The organism is Campylobacter taeniopygiae (genome assembly GCF_005406225.1).
Taxonomy (GTDB): domain Bacteria; phylum Campylobacterota; class Campylobacteria; order Campylobacterales; family Campylobacteraceae; genus Campylobacter_D; species Campylobacter_D taeniopygiae.
Genome location: NZ_NXLY01000005.1, coordinates 34,823 through 57,605, shown reverse-complemented (window position 1 = coordinate 57,605; position 22,783 = coordinate 34,823). Strand labels below are relative to the sequence as shown.

The window sequence follows — 22,783 nt, the reverse complement described above, 5'->3', positions numbered from 1 at the left end:
AAAATGTTAAAATAGAACAAAATTATTTATCATAAAATAAAGGCTTTAAAGATTATGAAAAATTCAATTTTAATTTTAGCAGCAGGACTTGGCACTCGGATGAAATCGCAAAAACCAAAAGTTTTGCAAGAACTTTGCCAAAAAAGCATGATTTTGCATATTTTAGAAAAAGCCTATGAATTAAGTGATGATGTAAGTGTGGTTTTGTCTCATCAAAAAGAGCTTGTTGAAAAAGAAATTCTCTCTTCTTTTCCAAAAACAAAAATTTTAGAACAGGATTTGCAAAATTACCCTGGAACTGCAGGTGCTTTAAAAAATTTCAAATCAGACAAAGAAAAAGTTTTAATTCTTTGTGGGGATATGCCTCTAGTTGAAAGTGAAAGCTTAAAGCAATTATTGCAAAATGATGCTGATTTGAGCTTAGCGGTGTTTTGCGCTAAGGATGCAAAAACTTATGGGCGAGTCTTGATAGAAAATGATAGAGTGGAAAAAATCATAGAATTTAAAGATGCCAACGAAAAAGAAAGATTAATTAATATTTGCAATGCTGGAGTTTATGCGATCAAATCAAAACTTTTATCAGAAATATTGCCTTTAATTGATAATAATAATGCCACTAAAGAATACTATCTAACCGATATGATAGCTTTAGCCAAAGATAAAAATAAAATCATTAAAGCTATCTATGTAGATGAAAATGAATTTATGGGTATTAATGATAAATTTGAGTTAAGCATAGCTGAAAATTTAATGCAAGAAAAAATCAAAAAGCATTGGATGAAACAAGGAGTGATTTTTCATTCACCTCATAGCACTTTTATAGGATTGGATGTTGAATTTGTAGGAGAATGTGAAGTTTATGAAAATGTGAGAATTGAAGGAAAAAGCAAGATCGTTAATTCTATCATCAAAAGTTCTAGCGTGATTGAAAATTCTATCGTTGAAAATAGCGATGTAGGGCCTTTGGCACATTTGCGTCCAAATTGTGAAATAAAAAATACCCATATAGGTAATTTTGTAGAATGTAAAAATGCAAAATTAAACACCGTAAAAGCAGGGCACTTAAGCTATCTAGGCGATTGTGAAATCGATAGTGGTACTAATATAGGCTGTGGGACTATCACTTGTAATTATGATGGGATTAAAAAACATAAAACTATTATCGGCAAGAATGTTTTTGTGGGATCAGACACGCAATTTATTGCTCCTGTCAATATAGAAAATGATGTTATTATTGCGGCTGGAAGTTCGGTTGATTGTAATGTTTCTAGTGGTTCTTTGTTTATCAATAGAGCTAATAGAAAAGTGGTTAAAGATTATTTTTATAAAAAATTTAAAAAATGAAAACTATACTTTTAGCGGTTAGCGGTAGCATAGCTTTTTATAAAGCTTATGAACTTATTTCTTTATTTAAAAAAGAAAAGATTAGAGTTAAAGTCTTACTTAGCCAAGGGCTTTTAAAATTTGCAAATAAATTAAGTTTTGAAGCTTTGGCAGATGAAATTTTATGTGAAGAAAATGAAAGTTGGGAAAATAAAAAAAATCATATAGATTTTAGCAAAGATTGCGATCTTGTTCTTTTTGCACCCGCGAGTGTCAATTCGATCAATAAATTAGCCCTTGGTATAGCGGATAATCTTTTTATCCAAACCTTAATCGCTTGCACTAAACCTTTAATCATAGCTCCAGCGGCTAATACAAACATGTATCATCATTTTAGCGCACAAAATTCTTTAAAATTACTTCAAAAAAATAAAGCCTTAATCATCCCTCCAATTTCTAAAGTTTTAGCTTGTAAGGATGAAGGAGTAGGGGCTTTAGCAGAAGTTGAAGATATATTTAACATTACCAAAAGAGAGCTTTTTAAAAAGAAATTTTGGCTTGATAAAAGTGTAGTGATCAGTGGTGGAGGCACAAGAGAAAAAATAGATGATGTGCGTTGCATTAGTAATTTTTCAAGCGGAAAAATGGCAAAATCAATCGCTGATGCCTTTTATTTTTTAGGAGCTAAGGTTATATTTTTAAGTTCTGTAGATTTTAAAACCCCTTATGAAATTTACAAATTTGAAGATTCAAAAGATTTAAAGGCGTTATTGCAAAGATTTTGCGAAAATGATTTTTTGATTATGGCGGCTGCTGTGAGTGATTTTATCCCGCAATTTCAAAAAGGAAAAATCAAGAAAAATCAATTTTCAAAAGGCTTAGATCTTCACTTAAAACTTAATGAAGATTTGCTAAAAAATATCGATTTTAAAGGCAAAAAAATAGGCTTTAAAATGGAATTTGATGCAGAAAATGCCATAGAAAACGCTAAAAAATCTTTAGTGGAGAAAAACTTAAATTTAGTATGCTTAAATATCCTAAATGAAAAAAATACTTTTGGAAGTGATCAAAACGAATTTTATTTTATAAGTAAAGACGCTTGTGAAAAAAGCGGCTTAAAAGATAAAAAAGATTTAGCTTTTGATTTGATTGATTGGTGTGAAAAATTATGATTAACGCCACTCTACCTATTCAAATGAAAGTTTTGGGAAAAACAGGTTATGGTCATTATACCTTGCTTTTAAATCATAAAAAAATTCAAACTAAAAGCATGATTGATCTAGAAATTGGTGCGGAATATTTGGCTGAAATTTATAAAGAAAAAAGCGGAGCGATACAGTTTAAACATTTATCAAAAAGACCGGTTTTTACACCTTTTGAAGAAGGTTTGCCTTTGATAGTAGCGATCTTAGAAAATAAGATCAATTATAAAGAATACATCATTTCAAATCTTATGGAATGTAAAAATAGAGAAAAATATCAAATTTTAAAAGAGATGCTTTTTGCAAGTTTTGAAAATATTTATCATATTCCTTTTATTTTTGAAAATAAAGCTTGTTTATTTCAGATGAAAAAGAGGGCTAAATTTTTGGAAATTTATCTTTATTTTAGCGTTTTTGGTGCTTTAAAAATACTCATTGATAATCACGGAGTTTCGATTTTTACTCCTTTTTTTAAAGTGCAAAAATTTTTAAATGAACATTTGAATTTTAACGTTGTGCAAGATAATAAAATTGCGCCTTTATTTGTATTTAAAAAATTATCTGATTTTAAGGGGTGAAAATGAATGATTTAAAACATCTTGCCATAGTTATGGATGGCAATAGACGTTGGGCAAAGGCTAAGGGCTTTTTGGCAAAGTTGGGTTATTCTCAAGGAGTAAAGACTATGCAAAAGCTTATGGAAGCTTGTGTTGAAGAAGGAATTTCTAATTTGAGCTTATTTGCTTTTAGCACTGAAAACTGGAATAGGCCTAAAGATGAAATAGAATTTATTTTTGAACTTTTAGATCGTTGTTTAAATGAAGCTTTGGAAAAATTTGAAAAAAACAATGTCCGCTTAAGAGCTATCGGTGATCTAACAAGACTTGATCAAACTTTAAGAGATAAAATCGCCTTAGTGGAAGAAACGACCAAACATTGCAATGGACTTTGTGTTAATCTAGCCATCAGCTATGGTGCTAAAGATGAAATCATCCGTGCTACGCGTCGTGTTATAGAAAAAGGTTTGGAAATCAATGAAAAAAATATCAGTGAAAATTTAGATCTTCCTTTAGATGTGGATTTGATGCTTCGCGTAGGCAATGCAAAAAGACTTTCGAATTTTTTACTTTGGCAATGTGCTTATGCTGAAATTTATTTTAGTGAAACTTTATTTCCTGGGCTTACGAAAAGAGAATTTAAAAAAATCATAAAAGAATACAGAAAAAGAGAGAGAACATTTGGAAGGTGAAATTTTTACACAAAGCTTTCTAAAATTTACTTTTTTGATTATCTTGGGTTTGAGTTTGGGCTCATTTTGTATGTGTTTTTTAAGTCGTTTTTGCGAAAATAAACCCTTTTTAAGTATGAGATCTTATTGTTTTTCTTGTGGTAAAAAACTTAGTATTTTAGATCTTATACCTTTTTTTTCATATATATTTTTAAAAGCTAGATGTAGGTTTTGTAAGGAAAAAATTCTCATTGATATATTTTTAGCTGAAATTTTAGGTGTGATTTTTGTTTTTATTGCTTATTTTTTTAGCAAAAATTTATTAGAATTTCTAGTTTTTTCATTATATTTATTTGTTTTTTGGATGCTTTCTTATATAGATATAAAATTTAAAGCAGTTCCGCAAGTATTGCTTTGGGCTTTATTTTTTTTGGCTTTGATTTTAAAGCTGGATATCAATGATTTTTTTTATTTTCTTATTTTTGAAGATTTTAAAAATGGCTTTTTAATACAAGCTTTTTCTTTTGCGGGTTTTTTGTTTTTGCTTAAAAATTTGACAGCCTATATTAAGAATTTCAAATCAAAAAATATACAAGAAAATTTAGGAGATGCAGATATTATCGTGTGTGCTAGTATAGCTGGAATTTTTGGATTTAAAGAAAGTTTTATTATCCTTTTTTGTGGAGCTTTATTGACTTTGCCATTTTTTATTTTTTATAAAAGAAAAGAATTGGCATTTTTACCTTTTATCAATACTGCTTTTATCGGCTATGTGATTTTTTTAATTTTTAATCAGGACTTAGCATGAAGCTTGTTTCAAGATATATTTTAAACCAATTTTTAAGCACTAATCTTTCCATTTTTTTTGTGCTTTTTAGCATTGTTTCTATGGTATTTTTTATCCAATTAGCTAAACTAACTTCAAGTATAGAAATCAGCTTTTTGGATTTGCTTGAACTTTATGGATTTATGTTGCCTAGAATTTTAATTTTTACCTTGCCTATATCTTTTTTTATAGCACTGACTTTGACTTTATTTAGACTTTCTAGAGAAAATGAAAGTATAGTTCTTTTTACTTTAGGATTTTCTCCAAAAACTTTGGCTTCATTGTTTTTAAAAATTTCTGCTTTGGTAAGTGCTTTGATGTTATTTACATCTTTAGTGATGATACCTTTGGTGCTTGAACTTCAAGATAATTTTATCGATTATAAAAAAACACAGGTAAAATTTAATTACAAAACAGGAGAATTTGGGCAAAAATTTTTAGATTGGATGATTTTTATAGAAAAGCAAGATGGCGATAAGTATGAAAATATCATTATGTATCATCCAAAAAGAGTGCAAAGCGATAAAGAGCAACTCATCATTGCCAAAGAAGCCACCGTGCAAAAAGAAAGTACGGGTTTTGCTTTTAAACTTTCTAAGGGTAGAATGTATAATTTCGAGCAATCCGGTATGCTTTTTACAGGAGAATTTGAAAATCTCACCTTAAATACAAAATTTAACAACAATGATTTTAAAATCAAAAAATTTTATGAATACTGGCTAGATATCAATACCGACACAAAACGTGCTAAAGAATTTGTGATTTACACCACCATAGCACTTTTTCCATTAGCAAGCACACTTTTTGCACTTTCATTTGGTATCGTCACTTATCGTTATGAGAAAGGTTTTGTGTATGTGGGGATGTTTGGTGTTATCGTGCTGTATTTTGGACTTTTAAGCTTATTTTATAAACCGCCTTTATTGGCATGTTTTAGTATCTTTGTGCTTAGTTTTATTGCTTCAATGATTTGCTTTAAGAAAATGATTTTGAGTCGTTATTGATGAAATTAAAACTGGTTTTTTCTTATGATGGATCAGCTTTTTTAGGCTCTGCTACACAACCACACAAAAAAGGAGTTCAAGATGCCCTAGAGGACGCTTTGACTCATCTTGGAATTTTTTCTAAAACCTACATGGCTTCAAGGACAGATAAAGGAGTACATGCAAGTTTTGCGATAGCTTGTGTTGAGTGCGGAGATCATTTTAAAGATCTAAACTATCTTAAAAATCAGATCAATAAATTTTCTCATCCTTATATACACATCAAAAATTTAGAAATCATGCCTTTAAATTTTGAGGTGAGATATGATGTTAAGAGTAGGGAATACCGCTATATTTTCCACCATGGTAAATTTAGCCCTTTTATGTCTCGATACGTGTATTTTTATCCGAAAATGGACATTAAAAAAGCCAATGAAATTTTAAAACACTTTATCGGAGAGCATGATTTTAAGTATTTTTGTAAAAGCGGAAGTGATGTTAAAAGCACGGTTAGAAAGGTATTTAAATCTCATGCTTATACTTATAAAGATATGACAATTTTTCATTTTAAGGCCAATGGTTTTTTAAGAGGGCAAATTCGTCTCATTGTTGCAAGTGTTTTAAAGATTTTAGATCAAAAAATGACTCAAAAAGAACTCGTAGAGCAATTAAAAGCTATAAAAAAGCACAATCACTTCTTGGCTCCAGCCAATGGACTTTATCTAAGCAAAATCACATACTAAAAAATAATAAAATTTATTTATCCATAATAATAAAAAATTTTAATTTGATAACTTCAATTATAATTTATTATAATTACATATTATTTTTAATAATAATATAAATTATTTTTAAAGATAAACTTTTAAATTGGGGTTAAAGCTATCAAAATAAACCCTATAATATCAGCTTTAACTCTACTCAAAATCAAATCAAGTTGCAATAATCATAATTGCTTAAAAATAATATAAATTATTTCTTAAATAAATATTTAGAAATGATTTTTCAAGGAGAAATTTATGAAAAATAAAAACTTGTCTAACTGGGGGGGGGGATTTGGAAAATTTCACTTCTTTAAATTCAAAGGAATTATTAAATTCTAAAACTCATTCTTATACTCTCTCTAAAAAATTCCTATTTTCTTTAGCAACAGTTTCTGTTTTAGCAACCTGTGCCAATGCTCAAATAACTGGTCCTAGTTGTAGTGGAGGAAATTGCGAAACAGTAAATGATAATAGAACAGGAACAATTGTTATTAAAGGTGATGGTAGTTCAAATTCTTTAACCATTACAAATAGTGGAACCATTAGTAATACAAATGGAAATCATAAAGCTGTAGATGTTTTAGGAGAAAATGCTGGAACCCTTACAGTAACCACACTTAAAAATGAAGGAACCATTAATGGTAAAGTAGTTGTAGAAAATAGTGCCAATGGATTTACAGGAACTATTAATGTAAATACTTTAGAAAATAAAGGTCAAATCAACAATCAAGTTTATATAGGACTTTGGGGTAGCAAAACTAAAGGAACTATTAATGTAGATAAATTTGAAAATAGCGGAACGATAAGTAATACAAATGATAATAGCATTGTAATTGAAGGTAAGGATACAACCGTTAAGACTTTTACTAATAGCGGAACTATACAGAGTGATAAGAATAAAGGAGTAGTATATATAAATAGATCTACTATACAAAATTTTATTAATAGTGGAACTATTAATAATTCTATAGATACAGTAGTTCAATTAGTTGGAGGTAACATAAAAACTCTTATTAATTCAGGTATTTTAAATAGTGAAAGTACAAAAGCTTCAAGTGCTGGAATCAAAATTGATAGCGGCGGGACCATTGATCAAATAAAAAATACAGGAAAAATTATTTCTCAATCATTTGGTATTAGCGTAACTCATGGAAAATTTGGAACTTTAGAAATTTCAGATGGTGGAGTAGTCCAAGCTAGGGTTAACGGTATTGATGTTGGTCAATGGCAAACTTTAGGCGATCTTATTATTGATGGTGATGGAAGCAGGATTTATGGCGGTCAATACGGAATTGGATTGGGTGTAGGTGCATCTACTCAAAATATCACTCTTGAAAATGGTGGATATATAGAAGGCGGGATAGATGGAATACATCTTGATAACGCAGCGCAATTTGGAGGAAATTTAATTTTAGAAGGAGAAGGTTCAGTTGTCAAAGGTGGTAGAGGGGCTGCGATTGCTAATAATGGTGGAAAAATAAGCGGTCATATAAAAATTTCAAATGGAGCCACTATTTATTCTGACTCTGGAGTCGCTATTTCTAATTCAGGAGCAGGTGTAGTTACAGGTGGAATCACTATTAGTGGAGAATCTACTAAACTTGAAGGTGATATAGTCAATACTGACAATGCTTCTATAAATAGTGATATTAAAGTAGAAAATGGTGCTATTATAGAAGGTAGCATTAAAAATGAAGGAAAAGGAAACATCTTGGGTGGTATTAAAGTAGAACAAGGTGGTACTATAACAGGTGGTATTTTAAATACTGGAAATGGAAACATTCAAGGTGCTATTACAAATGAAAGCGATAATGATTTAAGTATTAAAAATGATAAAGATGCTACCATAGGTGGTGGTATTGTTAATAGCGGTAATGGTAATATTCATATAGACAATCAAGGAACAGTAAATAAAAATCCAGATAATGGTAGTCATATTACCAATAATGGTAATGGTAATATTGTAGTAGATGATTGGGTTGTTTCTACAGGTAATGATGGTAAATTAGATACAGTTATAGTTGGAGGAAATCATACTGATAAAGTCACTATAGATAAAGTAACCATAGATCAAGGTGGACTTGATCTAGGAGGAATTGGTAGTGTAGGGGATATTGTTTCAGGTGTTAAACCAGGTCAAATAGGTAATATAGGAACAAATGGAGGTGGAGAACTTTCTTTCGACTTTGATCCAATTTCAGGAAGAGTTACTACCGATTTCAATCTTAATGCTTCCATAGCAGGAGCTACTTTTAGATCACTGATTAACACCACTTCAAGAAGATCAACATTTATTGATAGTGTTATGGGTAATTCTATGCAACACTTTGCCTTTGCTAAATCTAGTACTGCTATTGCTATGCAAGAAAAAGGTAATTTATATGCAAGTGCAAGTGATTATATAAAAAATGATTTTAATAATGGAAGTTATGGTTATAATAAAGAGCATTCTTTATTTATCCTTCCTTATGCTTCTTCACAGAATGTTGAGCTTTCTTTAAATGAAGAAAGTAAAGGACACACTAAAGGAACTATTATAGGTTATTCTACTTTAAAAGATAGTGGTATCTATGGTGTGTATGCAGGTTATGAAGATACTAAAATGAAATCAACCTATTTTGATATAAACAATAGATCTTATTATGCAGGTTTAAAATACTTTAATACCTTATTTACAACAAGTAAGGGTCAAGAAGTTTATCTAAAAGCTCAAGGTAAAACCGCTTTTGTTAAAAATAATTTAACTAAGAAAATTGGCAAGAATGAAGCTAAAGCTGATCCTAATTCTTATGCTTATGGTATGAGTGCGGATTTGGGTATGAATTTTAACTATGGTAATAATATCTTCTCTCCAGAAGCAGGATTGGCTTATGAAGGAGGCTATACTGAAGCTTTCTCTATGATCAACACCAAAGGTGAAGCAACAGTTAAAGGTGGAGAAAGAACCTATAAAAACTATTTAAATCTTTTCTCTACAAGAACAAGCTTTACATGGTTTAGAGATTGGTTGCCAAATTTAAAAACTTCTATGACTTTAGGAGCTAAGTTTAATATCAATCCAGAAGTTACAGCTAAGGCTAGATTTGGTCAGATAAAAGTAAAAGATAAATTTTATCTACCAAGGGTACAAAGATATGTAACTACATCTATGATTGTTCCTTTAAATGATGCTTTCTATTTTAGCTTAAATTATAATGGAATGTTTGATGCTAAAGGTAATACTCATACAGGTTTTGCACAATTTAATTATGTATGGTAAATTAAATCATGAGAATTCTTAAAAATTAAAAATAAATTGTGGGTTAGTGTTGGGTGGGTTTTCCTTTTTGTAAAAATCATTTCAAAATAAAACTACTGATTAAATCAGTGGTTTTATTTCTTTGGTTTTAGTTTTTTTATTTTTATTTTAGTTTTTTTGTTTTTTTATCTTCTATTATCCTTAGTTGAATTATCTTGTTTTTGTTTGCTTGAATAGTTTAGTTTTTAAATTATCAATTTTTATAAAGTGGTAATTCTCGCATAATGCATCTATCTTGAACAAAATTAATCCCTAATTTTTGACATTTTTCTTGCACTTCATCATTAAAAATACCAAGTTGAAGCCAAAAATTTTTAATCCCTTTTTGTATGATGATAGGCAATAAATTAGTAGCAAAACTTCCTTTCCTAAACATCAAAACAAGATCAATTTTTTCGTTAATATCTTCTAAATTTCTATATATTTTTTCACCTAAAACTTCTTTAAATTTAGGATAAATGGGATAAATTTTATAACCATTTTCTTGTAAATATTGTGCTACGATATAAGAAGCTTTACTGCTATCAACGCTCAATCCAATCACAGCAATACTTTTTGTTTGCTCGAGTATTTTTTTAATATTTTCTTCCATGTTTTTTCTTTTAATAAACTTTAAAATGATATTAATCTTATTTTCCTTAAAGATTAACAAAAAAGAGCAAAATTGATATAATAAAATAAAAAAGGAGAATAAATGTTTTATCCCTATATTTTACTGATACACTTACTTTGTGCGATATTTTTTATAGGCTATTTGTTTGTGGATATTTTTATTTTAGGAATTTTAAAAAAGAAAAATTCTAACCTTGATCAAGAACTTTTTAAAACCATCGGTGTTAAGATTATGCCTTTTATTGTGATTATTTTGCTTTTAAGTGGCGGAGTGATGATGCCTTTGCATACCAATCCTTTGAATTTACTTTTTCTTATAAAGATATTTTTTGTTGGTATTATTTTACTTTTGGTGGTATTTTCTTTGTTTTATTATTTCATCCTAAAAAGAAAAAATCCTTTAGGAAATTTCATCCATCTTTTAGTTTTTATCCTTTGCTTAGGAATTGTTATACTAGCAAAATTAATGAATTATTTTTTTATATCTTTGTAAGCAAAACGCCGCATTCTAGATGAGGGGTATTTACAAATTGATCAAAAGCGGCCATTTTTATAATTTTGTGTGTTTGGCTTAAGACTTTTAAATTTTCTTTCAAACTTATAGGATTGCACGAGATATAGATAATATTATCATATTGTTTTATTAAATCCATCACGCTTTTATCTAGTCCTGCACGAGGTGGATCGACTAAAACATGAGAAAAGCAAAAATCATCTAAATTGATATTTTTTAAGCGAAAAAATTCCCTTTCTTTTTTTAAAGCTTGGCTTAATTCTTCGCTTGAAAGTCGAGTAAAATAAATATTTGAAACATTGTTTAATTTGCAATTTTTAAGAGCAAAATTGATATTGTTTTTTGAAATTTCAGTCGCTAAAATCTTAGAAAAATCATCAGCCAAAGCAAGGGTAAAATTGCCATAACCGCAATAAAGCTCAAGTAAATCTTTTTTAGCTTGAGTAGTAAGGTTTTCTTTAACCCAAGAGATCATTTTTTCATTGATGAAAGTATTAGGCTGAATGAAACAATCATTATTAAATTCATAAAAAATTTCTTTATTGCCGATTAAAAGACTTTGTTTTAAATTTTCATTATTAAAAACTAATTTTTTATTTTTACTTCTTGCGATTAAATTGCAGTTTAACTCAAAGCTTAGTTTGGCTAAGTCTTGATCAATAGTTTCTATATTTTTGTGATAAAGTAGGGTAGTGCTTAAATCATGCTTAGTTGCTAGAAATTCCACGCCAAAAAGTTTTTCTTTTAAATTAGGATTAACTTTGATTTTTTCAAGCAAAATCGGCATAAAATTACAAATTTTTTCATCGGGAAAATCTATATTTTCTATGATGATTTTTTTCTTAGTTTGAGGATCAAACATCGCATAATAAAGCTTATTATTTTCATGATAAAAAGAAAATTCAGCTCTAGTTCTAAAGTGTTTCTCCAAAGAATTAAAAAATTCAATTTCTCCTTTATAAAATTCAAGAAAAAAATCTTTTATAAAGGAAATTTTTTCTTGAAAATCAACTATATTGCCAAATTCTTTAAGACTCATGGTAATTTTTTTCCTATTATCTTAAGCAATAAAGCGATAAGAATCAAATTAAGTGGTAAAACAATCCAAATGCTAAAGCCCAAAGATACTGGAATATATCCTGTCACTAAAGAAATAGCACAAATAAATAAAGCGTAAGGAATTTGAGTTTTAACATGCTCCATATGATCACATTTTGCACTCATTGAAGATAAGATAACATTATCAGCGATCGGCGAACAATGATTTCCAAAAATAGCTCCTGTTAAAACACAGCTAATATTAATGACTATATAATGATGCATAGTGTTAGCATCCATTCCGCTAAGCTGTGCGATTTTATAAGCTAGTGGAACAGCTAAAGGCATTAAAATTCCCATAGTTCCATAGCTTGTACCTATGGCAAAGGAAATGCCTGAAGCAAAGGCAAAAATAGTTGCAGGTAAAATGTAATCAGGCATTTTATCCGCTAACAAACTCGTGATAAAAAGTGAAGTTCCAAGCTCTTTTACTATGCTTGAAAGCGACCAAGCAAGTAAAAGAAGTATAATGGTAAAAATCATTGTTTTCCAGCCATAAATCCATGTTTCAATAGCTTCTTTGATATTGAAAATTTTACGATAAACCCCGATAAATATCGCTACAATGCTTGAAAACAAAGCCGCTTGAAAAAGAACGACTGAAGAATCAGCCTTTCCAAAAACCATTCTTAAGGTTTCAAAAGAAAGAGGAAAGGCATTAGCCTTTTCTAAATCCTCTCCCGATAAAGCACTAAAACCATTAAAATAAAAACCAAGCAAAGCAAGGATCATAAGGGTTAAAATAGGAATGATGGCATTAAAAGCACAAATTTTTATTTCATCTTTAGGGGCTAAAAATTGATCTTCTAATTCTGCTGTATCTAAAGTTTTAGATTTCACAACAGGTGCGATTTTTCCAGTAGTTATAGCGCGCATTTGTGCTTGATACATAGGGCCAAATTCTCTTTTCATCACAGCTGTCATTAAAACAAAAAAGAGCATAAAAATATTGTAAAAACGATAAGGTATGGTTTCTAAAAAAACGCTAAAGGCGTTGATATTTTCATAACCTATATCCTTATAAGCAGTTTTAATAAGGGAAATTTCCACACCTATCCAAGTTGAAATGATGGCAATTCCAGCTACAGGTGCAGCGGTAGAATCGATGATAAAAGCGAATTTTTCACGCGAAATTTTAAATTTATCCGCTAAAGGACGCATAATAGGGCCAACTATTAATAAATTAGCATAATCATCAAAAAATATTAAAAGTCCCAAAAACCAAGTATTAACTTGAGCACTTACGGCGGATTTTGCTCTTTTTGCAAATTTTAAAGCCAAAGCTTTTGCACCGCCCATTTTGGTTACAAGTGCTACAAGCCCACCTATACAAAGAATTTGTAAAATAATACCCGCATTAGCTGGATCTGAAGCAGAATTTAAAATAAAAGTGATGATTTTAGAAAAAGATTCTATGGCTGTATTGTAAAAATTAAGCAGTGAAAGCGAGTGTTCTTTTAAGATGTGAGTAGAAAGACTCAAAAGAAAAGTTCCGCTTAAAACACCCATAAAAAGAGATAAAATCACATCTTTAGTGATAAAGGCTAAGGCAATAGCAACAAAAGGCGGTATTAATGTAAAAATTCCAAATAAATTGGCATTAGCTTCAGAAGAAGCTAAGCAAAGCAGCGGCAAACAGATAAATGAAAATATTTTCATTGACTCTTCTCTATATGAAAGCCGTTCCAAGTTTGAGTGATTGGCATAAGTTCTATTTCATTGATATTGATATGTTCTGGAAGATTGATGATAGATAAAATAACTTTCGCAATATCTTCAGCACTGATAAATTTTGTATTTTCATAGACTTTATCAGCTTTTTCTTTATCTCCTTTAAATCTCACCTCGCTAAATTCTGTTTTACATAAACCAGGAGCGATATTGGTAACTTTAATATTACTTCCGCGTAAATCATTTCTTAAAGCCTTTGAAAATTGCCCAACAAAAGCTTTAGTTCCACAATACACATTACCCCCAAAATAAGGATTAGTGGCCGCAACTGATCCTAGATTAAAAATATAGGCATTTTTTTGCTTTCTAAGTATAGGAATCACAGCTCTAGCGACATACAAAAAACCTTTAACATTTGTATCAACCATGGTTTCAATATCTTCTAGACTTAAACTATCGAATTCATCTTGTCCTAGGGCAAGTCCTGCATTGTTGATTAAAATGTCAATTTCTTGAAATTCTTTAGGTAAATTTTGTATTTTTGAAAAAACTTTTTCTTTTTCGCGTATATCTAAGGCAATGGTATGTATTTTTTCTTGAAATTCTTGTTTTAAAAGTTCAAGTTTTTCTTCACGTCTAGCTATAGCTATAACCTTAAATCCTTCTTTAATTAAAGCTTTTACACAAGCTTCGCCAAATCCAGAACTAGCTCCAGTAATCAAAGCGGTTTTCATTCTAAACTCCCTCCATAAAATAAATTTTCATTTGCTTTTAGTCCTAAGCTTTTAAGATAGTTTGCGTTTTCTTGTTTTCCTGCTGCTATAGCAAAATCAAGCGCATTAAAGCCCAAATCATCAACATCATGAATATTAGCACCCTTTGCAATAAGCATTTTTAATATCTCAACATCTCCATAAGCCGCAGCATGCATTAAAACATTTTTTGAAGTATGATCTAAAGCACAAAAGGTTATAAAATAAGGGGTATTGTCGTAATTATTAGCACTTAAGGCTAATTTTTCATTATTGTTAATATATCTTTTATTGACATCAGCTCCATATTTTAAAAGCAAAGAAATGATATCTTTTCGGTTAAACTCGATAGCGTAAAACAAAGGAGTTTTTCCAAAAGCATTACTGCTATTTACATCAGCACCCTTGTCTAATAAAAATTTAGTATTATCGTAGTTTTCTAAGGCATAAAACAAGGCATCTTCATAGCCTTCATCGATTCTAGCACCGTAGTGAATCAAAAGATCAAGTATGGGTTGTTTTCTTTGATTTAAAAGTGCAGCTTGCAAACCTATAGTAAGTTCATCTTTGCTAAGATTGTTTCTAAAAAGAAAATCTTGTATATATTCTATAGAATTATTTTTATTTGAAAGCACCTTAGCTAAAGGGCTGATATCTTTATAAATTTTTGTTTCACCTACAGCCCAATTTAAAAACTCATTTAAGGCATTAGTTGCATAATAAGTACTGCTTCCTTGATCAAAATTGAAATTATCTTGAAAATATTTTTCTAAAGGATCAATAGCTTGATTATACTCTTTCCAAAAAGATCGATAAAGTCTAAAATTACCTATGCTTTGATATGCCCAATATCTAAAATAAGATTTTAAAATATCGTATTTTTTTTCTAAATTTTCAGGAGTATCTAGGCTTTTTTGATAAAAACTAGGATCAAGAGCGATTTTTAAAAGTAAAAAATCAAATTTTTGAAGTTTAGGTAGGTATTCTATGCCATTACAAGCACTATTTTCCCCACGAATTTCATTAGCTAATTTATAAAGTTTTTGAGTAAAAATTTGATTCTTTAAAGAATCAGGGCATTTTGAAGCGATTTCAAGATACGTAGAATTGATATCTTTTTCAAAAACTTGCACTCTATTTTTTTTTATATAATCGCAGTCTATAATATCTTGCGCTACTAAATTCAATATGCCGCAAAGTAAAATAAAAAATATTTTCAATTTTTTTCCTTTTTTTGGAAATTGATTCGATATTTTAACTCAAATAAGCTTTAAATTTAAATTAATCATATAAAGATTTTAGTATAATTTATTATGTTTAAAGTCTTTTACAAATTGCCTATATGTTCTTTGTCGTTAAAAAGCGATGGTGAATTTTTAACCGAAGTTGATTTTTGTTTTGAAGAAAATTTTGAGGAAAATTCTTGTGAATTATTAGAATTTGCTAATTGGGAGTTGAAAAATTATTTTTCTAAAAAATTAAAAGTTTTTAAAACTCCTTTAAAAATTCAAGGAACTAGTTTTGAAATCAAAGTTTATAAAGCTTTAATGCAAATTCCTTATGGGCAAACGGTCACTTATAAGGAACTTGCAGAAATTATCAACCACCCTAAAGCCTTTAGGGCTGTTGGAAATGCTAATTCTAAAAATATTATTCCTATTTTTATTCCTTGTCATAGGGTACTTGCAAAAAATAGTATAGGCGGATACAATGGCGGAATTAATATCAAGAAATTTTTGCTTCAAAATGAAGGTGTGAAAATTTAAAATAGGCTTGGAAGTTGGTTTGATTGGTTTTCAAATTCTTGCTCAAAATCTGCATGATTTTCTAAAATAAGACAATATTTAAAATCTTTTAAATTCTTGAGATCTGAAAGTTTATCATATGAAAAATCGCAAAATAAAGAATTTTTTACTGCTGTTTTAAAACCTTTAGTGTGTTTAAAATTTTCATTCCAATAATCAAAGGTATTTTGATTATTAACGACTATAAAAGCTTTTGTGCTTGTGCCAAATTCGCAAATTTCAAATTTTTCATCAATAAAATAAATTTTAAAATCATCTATTTTGTTAAAATCAAAGCTGATTTTTGTATTTTTTTCTTTCAAATAAGTCATAATTTTGGCAAAAATTTGCGCATACACAAAAGGTAAATTTAGGTTTTTAAAATACAAATTATCACAAACCAAAGTGGTAAAAAAGAAACTCGATCTTGAAAGAAGGGTAAAATTAACCTCTTTTAAAATTTCAATATTAGCACAAATTTTAAGCAAATAATTTTCATCATTAAAGCAAAAAATTTCTCCTTTCTTTGCTTTAATAAGCGTATCAAAATCTATAAACACATTGCCTTTTAAAACATTTAAAGAAAATGCCTTGCAAATACTTAATTCATAAGATTTAAGCGATAAAAATTTACATTCTTTTTCTTCGCATAAAAAACGTAAAAGTTTCATTAAGGCAATTTCTAAATTTTCTACCTTAAGATAATAAATTTCTTTATCTTTGATAAAATATTCATATTCAGATATAATCGCAAAAGCGCCTTTATCGATCGCTTGGGCTATTTCTTTTTCATCGTTACTAAAAAAGGCAAATTCGCTTTTTAATTCATTGAGATTTAAGGCAAATCCAGCCACGCTTAAAATACTTCCTTCATTGAGTATATTTGCGTGGATGAGTTCGCTTAGATTGCTTATATTCATCAACCTATTAATGCTCCATTGTCAATGATTTGTTCAGGAGTGATAAGAACGAGTTTATCGTTGTACTTTGCACTCAATATCATACCGTTACTTTCATGTCCGAAAATTTTTGCTTTTTTAAGATTAGTTAAAACGCAAACTTGTTTTCCTATTAAATCAGAAGCTTTGTAGTATTTGGCTATACCAGAGACTACTTGACGGATTTCTTTATTTTCAAGCTCGAGTTGAAATTTCAAAAGTTTTTCACTACCTTCTATATTTTGACAATCCAAAACCGTAGCGACTTTAATTTCTATTTTAGAAAAATCTTCGATTTTTATTTTTGCTTTTTCTTCTTTTTTAATTTCTTGCTTTGGCTCTTGTTTGATCTCAACTTTTGGAAATAAAACTTCACAAGCTGTGGCTTTAAAATCAAATAATTCATTATGGATAATCAGTTTTTCATAATTGATAGTTGAAATTTCAAAATTTAAAGCTTGAGAGATTTTTTTACAAGAATTTGGCAGAGCAGGGCTTAATAAAATACTAGCCTTAGCTAAAATATTTGCACAAAGCCCAATAAGTGCATTTGCTTCATCGTGTTTGTTTTCTTTGATCAAATTCCAAGGTTCGTATTTGCTGATAGCTAAATTTGCCACACTTAAAGCCTTGAAAATCTCTTCTAGATAACGATTGCACTGCAAATTTTCTAAATAGTCTATGGCAAGTTTTAGATATTGCATCGCTTCATCAAGTTCATTTTTATAAAGATCTAAAACTTTATTTTGGGTAATTATTCCATTGTTATATTTTTGACTCATACCTATGATGCGATTGAGTAAATTGCCAAATTCGTTACTTAATTCAGCGTTGATGCGGTTAATAAGCATGTTTTCACTAAAATCGCCATCATTTCCAAAAGGCACTTCTCTAAGTAAAAAATATCTAAAAGCTTCTATGCCATAAGTATCTGCAATTTCTTTAGGTTTGATAACATTGCCTTTAGATTTACTCATTTTTTCACCTTCTTTAGTCCACCAACCATGTGCACCTATGAATTTAGGTAAAGGTAAATCCACACTCATTAAAAAAGCCGGCCAATAAATCGCATGAAAACGCAAAATATCTTTACCAACTAGATGAATATGTGCAGGCCAAAATTTTTCCTTTTGAGTCTTTAAAGAGCTGATATAAATGAAAAGCGCATCAAGCCAAACATAAATAATGTGCTTATCATCATTGATTTCTTTTGGAAGTTTAATCCCCCAATCAAAACTGGTTCTTGTAATAGAAAGATCTTTTAAGCCATTTTGTATAAAATTTACAAGTTCATTTTTTTTATTTTTAGGAAGAATAGGATCTTTTTCTTCATACCATTTAAGGATTTGATCTTGATATTTTGAAAGCTTGAAAAAATAACTTTCTTCTTTTAAAAGTGTGGTATTTTTTCCACAATCTGGACAGCAAGTTTCGTTAGTCAGTTGGCTTTTAGTAAAAAAACTTTCGCAAGAAATGCAGTAATGCCCTTCGTATTGATCTTTATAGATATCACCTTTTTGCCACATTTTTAAAAACATAGCTTGCACAAAGTCAATATGTGTTTGATCTGTAGTTCTAGCATAAATATCATAATTAATTTCTAACTCATCCCATAACTTTTTAAATTCAGCGCTGATTTTATCTGTATATTCTTTAGGTGTTGAATTTCTTTCTTTTGCAGCTTGTTCTATTTTTTGCCCGTGTTCATCGGTTCCTGTTAAAAATTTGGTTTCATGGCCTTGTAAGCGATAAAATCTAGCCATGGTATCAGCAATAATAGTTGTATAAGCGTGTCCTAAATGAGGCACATCATTTACATAATAAATTGGAGTTGTAATATAACGCATGTTTAATTTCCTTAAAAAATTTAAAAATCAAATCCGCCTTCGGTTTTACCCTTAGACATGCTATTATAAACAGCATCAACATAGTCTTTTCGTGTTTGGCAGGTAAAAATTTCTTCGCAATTATAGCAAGAATTTAAGTTTTTTGAATTTTGGCAGGATAATAAAATTTCTTTTTTATTATCCATTTCTTGTTCGAATTCATCTCTAACTTCAGCCATTATAGATTTCCAAAAGCTTTTCGATTTCGTATTTAGAGCCAAAAAAACAAGGTGTAGTTGCATGTATAGCATCAAATTCAAGATCGAGTAGAGATTGATTGCTTCCATTTGTGGTTTTTCCGCCCGCTTTTTCTACAATAAAAGCTAAAGGAAAAACTTCAAAAAAAGCTCTTAATTTCCCCATAGGAGAATCTTTTGTTGCTGGATAGCTAAAAATTCCGCCCCCTTTGAGTAAAATTTGATTGATATCGCTAACCATAGCTCCAGAATATCTTAAACGATAATTTTCATCAAATAAAGTTTTGATAAATTTGGCGTGTTTTTCATCCCAAAATTTTTGAGTTCCACCTGTGGCGTTGATTTTTCCTTTTTCACTCATTTTTAATTCTTTGATAAAAACAAATTCGTTATTTTTATCAAGACGATATAGTTTAGGAGTATCTTCACAAATAACCATTTCTAGTCTTGCTCCATACATACTATAAACCGCTGCTTTTAAATTTTTAGCACTGGCTTTTTCTTCATAAATGCCAAAAATTGAACCTATGGCAAAATTAACATCCATAAGACTAGAGCCATCAAGTGGATCGTAAGCTACAATATATTTTGCATTATCATTGACTTTTAAAATTTCATTTTTTTCTTCGCTGATAATAGCTTTAAGAGTAGGGCACTGGCTTAAAGTTTTTGTAATGATCTCATCGCTTAAGATATCAAATTTAAGCTGGGTATCACCTGTGGAATTGTGATTTTGACTATAACTTGTATCTGGAAATTTCAAAGCGTCTGAAATTTCTAAAACGGCCTTTTGAATATAAGAAATTAATTCTTTCATTGTAACTCTCCTTTTTAGATTTTTTTTGCATTCTCTAATATATATCTACAAATTTCTTTAATATTGTTTAAATCAAGCCAAATTAAATTCGGATGTGAAATTTTATCATAACTTGCAATGGCTTGAGAAAATGAAAAATAACTTTCATCAATTTCTTGGCAAAAAACACTAATACGTGGCAAATCTAAACTCTTTAAGCCCTCAACTAAACATATATCAAAATCTTGAGATAATTGTAAAGCTTTTAAAATATCTCTTTGCTTGTGAGAAAAAAAGGTTGTTCTTGTGGGACTTAAAACCATTACTTCTGCACCAGTTTGAAAAAATTTAAAGCTATCTTTACCATTAAAATCAAACTGTGCTTTATCTGCAGGATCGTGCTTGATAATAAGAACTTTTAATCCTTGATTCATAAGTTCATTTGAAATTTTTGTGATAAGAGTTGTTTTTCCAGAATTTGAAGGCCCACTAAAAGCCATAATTAATTTTTCCATAAAATTTCATTTTCCTAAAAATTAAAATTAAATTATAATATTTTAAACCAAAAAATAGAGTTAAAAGGTTAAAATTATAAAAAATATTTACGATTAGGTTAGGGTATGAGAATTTCTTTTTTATTATCAAGTGTTTTATTTTTTAGTGCGTGTTCTATGAAAGATCCTGCTATTGTGGATACAAATTTAAAAACTCAAACTCTTATGTTCTCTCAAAAATATAAAATAACACAAGATAATCTTAGTGCTATTGTTACAATGTCTTATTTAAATCCTGTTTTAGATTATGCTAGTGATGATGATATTTTTGCTTTTACATTTACACCTGATTCTTTTAAGATAGATAAATTAGAGATCTTTTTAAATAATAAAAAAGCTAAGGTGCAAGAACTTGATCCATTTTTTATGAAATATTTATTGCAAAATAAATATACGAAGTATCTAGAGGTAACTCTTCCTAGTGTAAAAACAGAAAATTTTGTCAAGGCTAAGATTTGTTTAAATCATTTGCCTTGTTTTGAATTAAATTTTCAAAAATATCCGAAATCTTTATACTATCGTTCAGAAGATATCGATATACAATATAATTAGCCAATACTTTTTTTCCATAAATTCGGCTTTCTTGATAAGGGATTAATTCCATAGATAAAAAAGGCTCATATTTTCCATTTTTAAACATATCATCTCTAGCCAATAATCTTTTAACAAAGCCTATGCCGCCATTATAAGCATAAGCTATAAATAAAGGAGATTTCAATCTTTTTTCTAAATAATCTAAATGATAATTTCCAAAATGATAAGCAATTTCAGGTTTAAACATAAAATCTTGATCAAAATTCGGAATTTTTAGTTCTTTCTCTCCAATATGATTCGCCAAAAAAGGCATAAATTGCATCATGCCTAAGGCATAAGAAACTGAAATAGCTGTAGGAATAAATCTGCTTTCTTGTCTAGCAATAGCTAAAATTAAAGCTTGTCTAGGAATATCATAATCTTTGATGTATTGATAATAAGGTGTGATGAAATAATGTTTTTTAAATTTAGATTTTCGTTCTAAAATATAAGCATAAATAGGCAAAGTTTCTTCTGTATCAAATTTTTTAGCCAATTCATCTAACTTTGTAGCGTTAGCTTCAAGTATAGTTTTGTTAAGTTTTTGCCATGCAAATGGATCTTGCATATTAAAATCATTTTTTTCTTTATGAACTTTGATGGTTTCGATTTTTGGAAAAGCAGAATGCGTTAATTCTTTAGCATACAGACTATAGATATTTAAAGAATTGCTTTGTGTAAGCATTTGCAAATCTTTTTCATCTTTTTTGATTAACCACATCCAAAAAATGGCATTATCTCTACCACTTCTACTTTTAAAAGTTTGTGCAGCCTGTTTGAAAAACTCATAAGCTATATGATCTTTATCATAGGTTAAAGCATTAATACCTAAATAAAATGCCGTATATTCTTTTGTATTTTTTGGATTAGTTTGCAAAAGAGAATATCTAAATTTCGGATATTGTCTTTGGATGACGATAGTTTGAGCAAAGTTATTAAAATTATTATAATTTGAAATTTGATTAACAAAACTTGCATTCAAATCACAATCTCCATGATCAGCTTTGAAGTATTTATAGAGTTTAAAAAAGCCATTTACATCATCTTTTTCTTCCATGTATTTCATAGGTTTGCTAGAATTAAAAGCAAGGAGTAAATTTGTCAAATCAGGTCTTTTGGAGTCAAATTTTTTTGCCAATATATCTCTATCTTTATTGCTTAAACTCGCGATAAAAGATATCGAATTCAAACGCACACTTTGACAAGTTAAATTTGCATCTAAAATCGTATTTTTTGTATAAATGTAGCATTGCATATATTTTGGATTGATATAAGGCTTAATAGGAATAATCTTTTCAATTTCTGTTTTTATCTTACCTGCATAGCGAAAAATATGCGATTTTAAATTTTCAATTTCTGTTTTATGAAGAGTTTTTTTCTCTAAAAGTCTATAAATATAATAATCCTTAGCTAAAGAATTATCTTGTTTTTTTAAGGTTTCTAAGTCGTATTCTAAGGCATTAAGATATATAAAACTTAAAAGCAATAAACATATTTTTTTCACAAAATACTCCTTAAAATACTATCAAGGAAAAAGTTGAGAAATTGTAATGCTAGAAGTATAATTAAAGGAGCTAGGTCGATATTTCCTATGCGTGTTGGAATTTTTCTTACCAAAGCATAAGCAGGATAACTAAGCTTGTATAAAATTTGGACGATAGGATTATATGGGTCAGGATTAACCCAGCTTAAAAGTGCAGTGATAACAATAATCCAAGTGTAAATATTAATAATAATGTGCAAAACTTGAAAAGTAGCATAAATAAAAGAATCAATAATCATAA

At 29.2% G+C, this 22,783-nt stretch carries 23 protein-coding genes; 11 read left to right on the top strand and 12 right to left on the bottom strand.

Translation table 11 applies throughout. The features are described 5' to 3' along the window. The first annotated feature begins 54 nt into the window (after nt 1–54). The 8 genes from glmU to CQA75_RS03430 all read left to right on the top strand — a co-directional run bounded on the left by glmU (nt 55) and on the right by CQA75_RS03430 (nt 9,585). Entirely contained in the window at nt 55–1,344 is a 1,290-nt protein-coding gene (glmU, locus tag CQA75_RS03465) for a bifunctional UDP-N-acetylglucosamine diphosphorylase/glucosamine-1-phosphate N-acetyltransferase GlmU (protein ID WP_137623670.1), read from the top strand. Continuing rightward, nucleotides 1,341–2,495 carry a bifunctional phosphopantothenoylcysteine decarboxylase/phosphopantothenate--cysteine ligase CoaBC gene (coaBC, locus tag CQA75_RS03460; RefSeq protein WP_137623669.1) on the top strand — a complete coding sequence of 385 codons (1,155 nt, stop codon included), beginning with the start codon at nt 1,341–1,343 and terminating at the stop codon, nt 2,493–2,495. Before glmU ends, coaBC begins: the two co-directional genes overlap by 4 nt. After that, a complete protein-coding gene (locus CQA75_RS03455; RefSeq protein WP_137623668.1) occupies nt 2,492–3,103 on the top strand; it encodes a hypothetical protein in 612 nt (203 codons plus the stop codon). The genes coaBC and CQA75_RS03455 overlap by 4 nt, the downstream gene beginning before the upstream one ends. 2 nt (nt 3,104–3,105) lie before the next feature. Next, on the top strand, nt 3,106–3,774 hold the full coding sequence (uppS, locus tag CQA75_RS03450) for a polyprenyl diphosphate synthase (RefSeq protein WP_137623667.1): 669 nt from the start codon (nt 3,106–3,108) through the stop codon (nt 3,772–3,774). A gap of 1 nt (nt 3,775) precedes the next feature. Next, nucleotides 3,776–4,561, top strand: coding sequence for a prepilin peptidase (locus CQA75_RS03445; RefSeq protein ID WP_281276520.1), 786 nt, complete (start codon nt 3,776–3,778; stop codon nt 4,559–4,561). Beyond that, entirely contained in the window at nt 4,558–5,583 is a 1,026-nt protein-coding gene (locus CQA75_RS03440) for an LptF/LptG family permease (RefSeq protein WP_137623665.1), read from the top strand. Before CQA75_RS03445 ends, CQA75_RS03440 begins: the two co-directional genes overlap by 4 nt. Further along, nucleotides 5,583–6,305: a tRNA pseudouridine(38-40) synthase TruA gene (gene truA / locus CQA75_RS03435; protein WP_137623664.1), complete on the top strand. Its 723-nt coding sequence runs from the start codon at nt 5,583–5,585 to the stop codon at nt 6,303–6,305. Before CQA75_RS03440 ends, truA begins: the two co-directional genes overlap by 1 nt. Nucleotides 6,306–6,618: 313 nt before the next feature. Then, the gene (locus CQA75_RS03430) at nt 6,619–9,585 is read left to right on the top strand and encodes an autotransporter outer membrane beta-barrel domain-containing protein (protein ID WP_137623663.1); all 2,967 of its coding nucleotides are present in this window, start codon (nt 6,619–6,621) and stop codon (nt 9,583–9,585) included. 232 nt (nt 9,586–9,817) lie between these two features. Here the strand turns inward: CQA75_RS03430 and CQA75_RS03425 are convergent, their stop codons facing one another. Beyond that, a complete protein-coding gene (locus CQA75_RS03425; protein ID WP_137623662.1) occupies nt 9,818–10,216 on the bottom strand; it encodes a CoA-binding protein in 399 nt (132 codons plus the stop codon). Between the two features lie 102 nt (nt 10,217–10,318). Here CQA75_RS03425 and CQA75_RS03420 point away from each other — a divergent pair, with 102 nt between their 5' ends. Next, nucleotides 10,319–10,729 carry a hypothetical protein gene (locus tag CQA75_RS03420; protein ID WP_137623661.1) on the top strand — a complete coding sequence of 137 codons (411 nt, stop codon included), beginning with the start codon at nt 10,319–10,321 and terminating at the stop codon, nt 10,727–10,729. Here CQA75_RS03420 and trmA read toward each other — a convergent pair. From trmA to CQA75_RS03400, 4 genes are read right to left on the bottom strand one after another with little or no spacing between them, the layout of a single operon-like run. Continuing rightward, nucleotides 10,716–11,789 (bottom strand): tRNA (uridine(54)-C5)-methyltransferase TrmA, encoded by a 1,074-nt coding sequence (trmA, locus tag CQA75_RS03415; protein ID WP_137623660.1) that lies wholly within the window; start codon nt 11,787–11,789, stop codon nt 10,716–10,718. The genes CQA75_RS03420 and trmA overlap by 14 nt on opposite strands. After that, nucleotides 11,786–13,507, bottom strand: a complete 1,722-nt coding sequence (locus CQA75_RS03410; RefSeq protein WP_137623659.1) for a Na+/H+ antiporter NhaC family protein — start codon at nt 13,505–13,507, stop codon at nt 11,786–11,788. Before CQA75_RS03410 ends, trmA begins: the two co-directional genes overlap by 4 nt. Further along, nucleotides 13,504–14,253, bottom strand: a complete 750-nt coding sequence (locus tag CQA75_RS03405) for an SDR family NAD(P)-dependent oxidoreductase (protein ID WP_137623658.1) — start codon at nt 14,251–14,253, stop codon at nt 13,504–13,506. The genes CQA75_RS03410 and CQA75_RS03405 overlap by 4 nt, the downstream gene beginning before the upstream one ends. Then, on the bottom strand, nt 14,250–15,491 hold the full coding sequence (locus CQA75_RS03400) for an ankyrin repeat domain-containing protein (protein ID WP_137623657.1): 1,242 nt from the start codon (nt 15,489–15,491) through the stop codon (nt 14,250–14,252). The genes CQA75_RS03405 and CQA75_RS03400 overlap by 4 nt, the downstream gene beginning before the upstream one ends. A gap of 93 nt (nt 15,492–15,584) precedes the next feature. Between CQA75_RS03400 and CQA75_RS03395 the strand changes: the two genes are divergently transcribed. Continuing rightward, the gene (locus tag CQA75_RS03395) at nt 15,585–16,037 is read left to right on the top strand and encodes a methylated-DNA--[protein]-cysteine S-methyltransferase (RefSeq protein ID WP_137623656.1); all 453 of its coding nucleotides are present in this window, start codon (nt 15,585–15,587) and stop codon (nt 16,035–16,037) included. On the opposite strand, the gene CQA75_RS03390 is transcribed toward CQA75_RS03395, so the two are convergent. Genes CQA75_RS03390 through mobB form a run of 5 tightly spaced genes read right to left on the bottom strand, consistent with a single transcriptional unit; the run spans nt 16,034 to nt 20,387 of the window. After that, the gene (locus CQA75_RS03390) at nt 16,034–16,975 is read right to left on the bottom strand and encodes a hypothetical protein (RefSeq protein ID WP_137623655.1); all 942 of its coding nucleotides are present in this window, start codon (nt 16,973–16,975) and stop codon (nt 16,034–16,036) included. The genes CQA75_RS03395 and CQA75_RS03390 overlap by 4 nt on opposite strands. Beyond that, nucleotides 16,975–18,840, bottom strand: a complete 1,866-nt coding sequence (gene metG / locus CQA75_RS03385; RefSeq protein ID WP_137623654.1) for a methionine--tRNA ligase — start codon at nt 18,838–18,840, stop codon at nt 16,975–16,977. The genes CQA75_RS03390 and metG overlap by 1 nt, the downstream gene beginning before the upstream one ends. 20 nt (nt 18,841–18,860) lie before the next feature. After that, nucleotides 18,861–19,058: a hypothetical protein gene (locus tag CQA75_RS03380; RefSeq protein WP_137623653.1), complete on the bottom strand. Its 198-nt coding sequence runs from the start codon at nt 19,056–19,058 to the stop codon at nt 18,861–18,863. Beyond that, nucleotides 19,051–19,893: a class 1 fructose-bisphosphatase gene (locus tag CQA75_RS03375; protein ID WP_137623652.1), complete on the bottom strand. Its 843-nt coding sequence runs from the start codon at nt 19,891–19,893 to the stop codon at nt 19,051–19,053. Before CQA75_RS03375 ends, CQA75_RS03380 begins: the two co-directional genes overlap by 8 nt. Nucleotides 19,894–19,907: 14 nt before the next feature. Further along, complete coding sequence (mobB, locus tag CQA75_RS03370) at nt 19,908–20,387, bottom strand: molybdopterin-guanine dinucleotide biosynthesis protein B (protein WP_137623651.1); 480 nt, start codon at nt 20,385–20,387, stop codon at nt 19,908–19,910. Between the two features lie 105 nt (nt 20,388–20,492). Here mobB and CQA75_RS03365 point away from each other — a divergent pair, with 105 nt between their 5' ends. Next, nucleotides 20,493–20,978: a hypothetical protein gene (locus CQA75_RS03365; protein ID WP_137623650.1), complete on the top strand. Its 486-nt coding sequence runs from the start codon at nt 20,493–20,495 to the stop codon at nt 20,976–20,978. Here the strand turns inward: CQA75_RS03365 and CQA75_RS03360 are convergent. Further along, on the bottom strand, nt 20,875–22,503 hold the full coding sequence (locus CQA75_RS03360) for a lytic transglycosylase domain-containing protein (protein ID WP_137623649.1): 1,629 nt from the start codon (nt 22,501–22,503) through the stop codon (nt 20,875–20,877). The genes CQA75_RS03365 and CQA75_RS03360 overlap by 104 nt on opposite strands. Further along, the gene (locus CQA75_RS03355; protein ID WP_137623648.1) at nt 22,500–22,781 is read right to left on the bottom strand and encodes a YggT family protein; all 282 of its coding nucleotides are present in this window, start codon (nt 22,779–22,781) and stop codon (nt 22,500–22,502) included. Before CQA75_RS03355 ends, CQA75_RS03360 begins: the two co-directional genes overlap by 4 nt. Between the last annotated feature and the right edge of the window lie 2 nt (nt 22,782–22,783).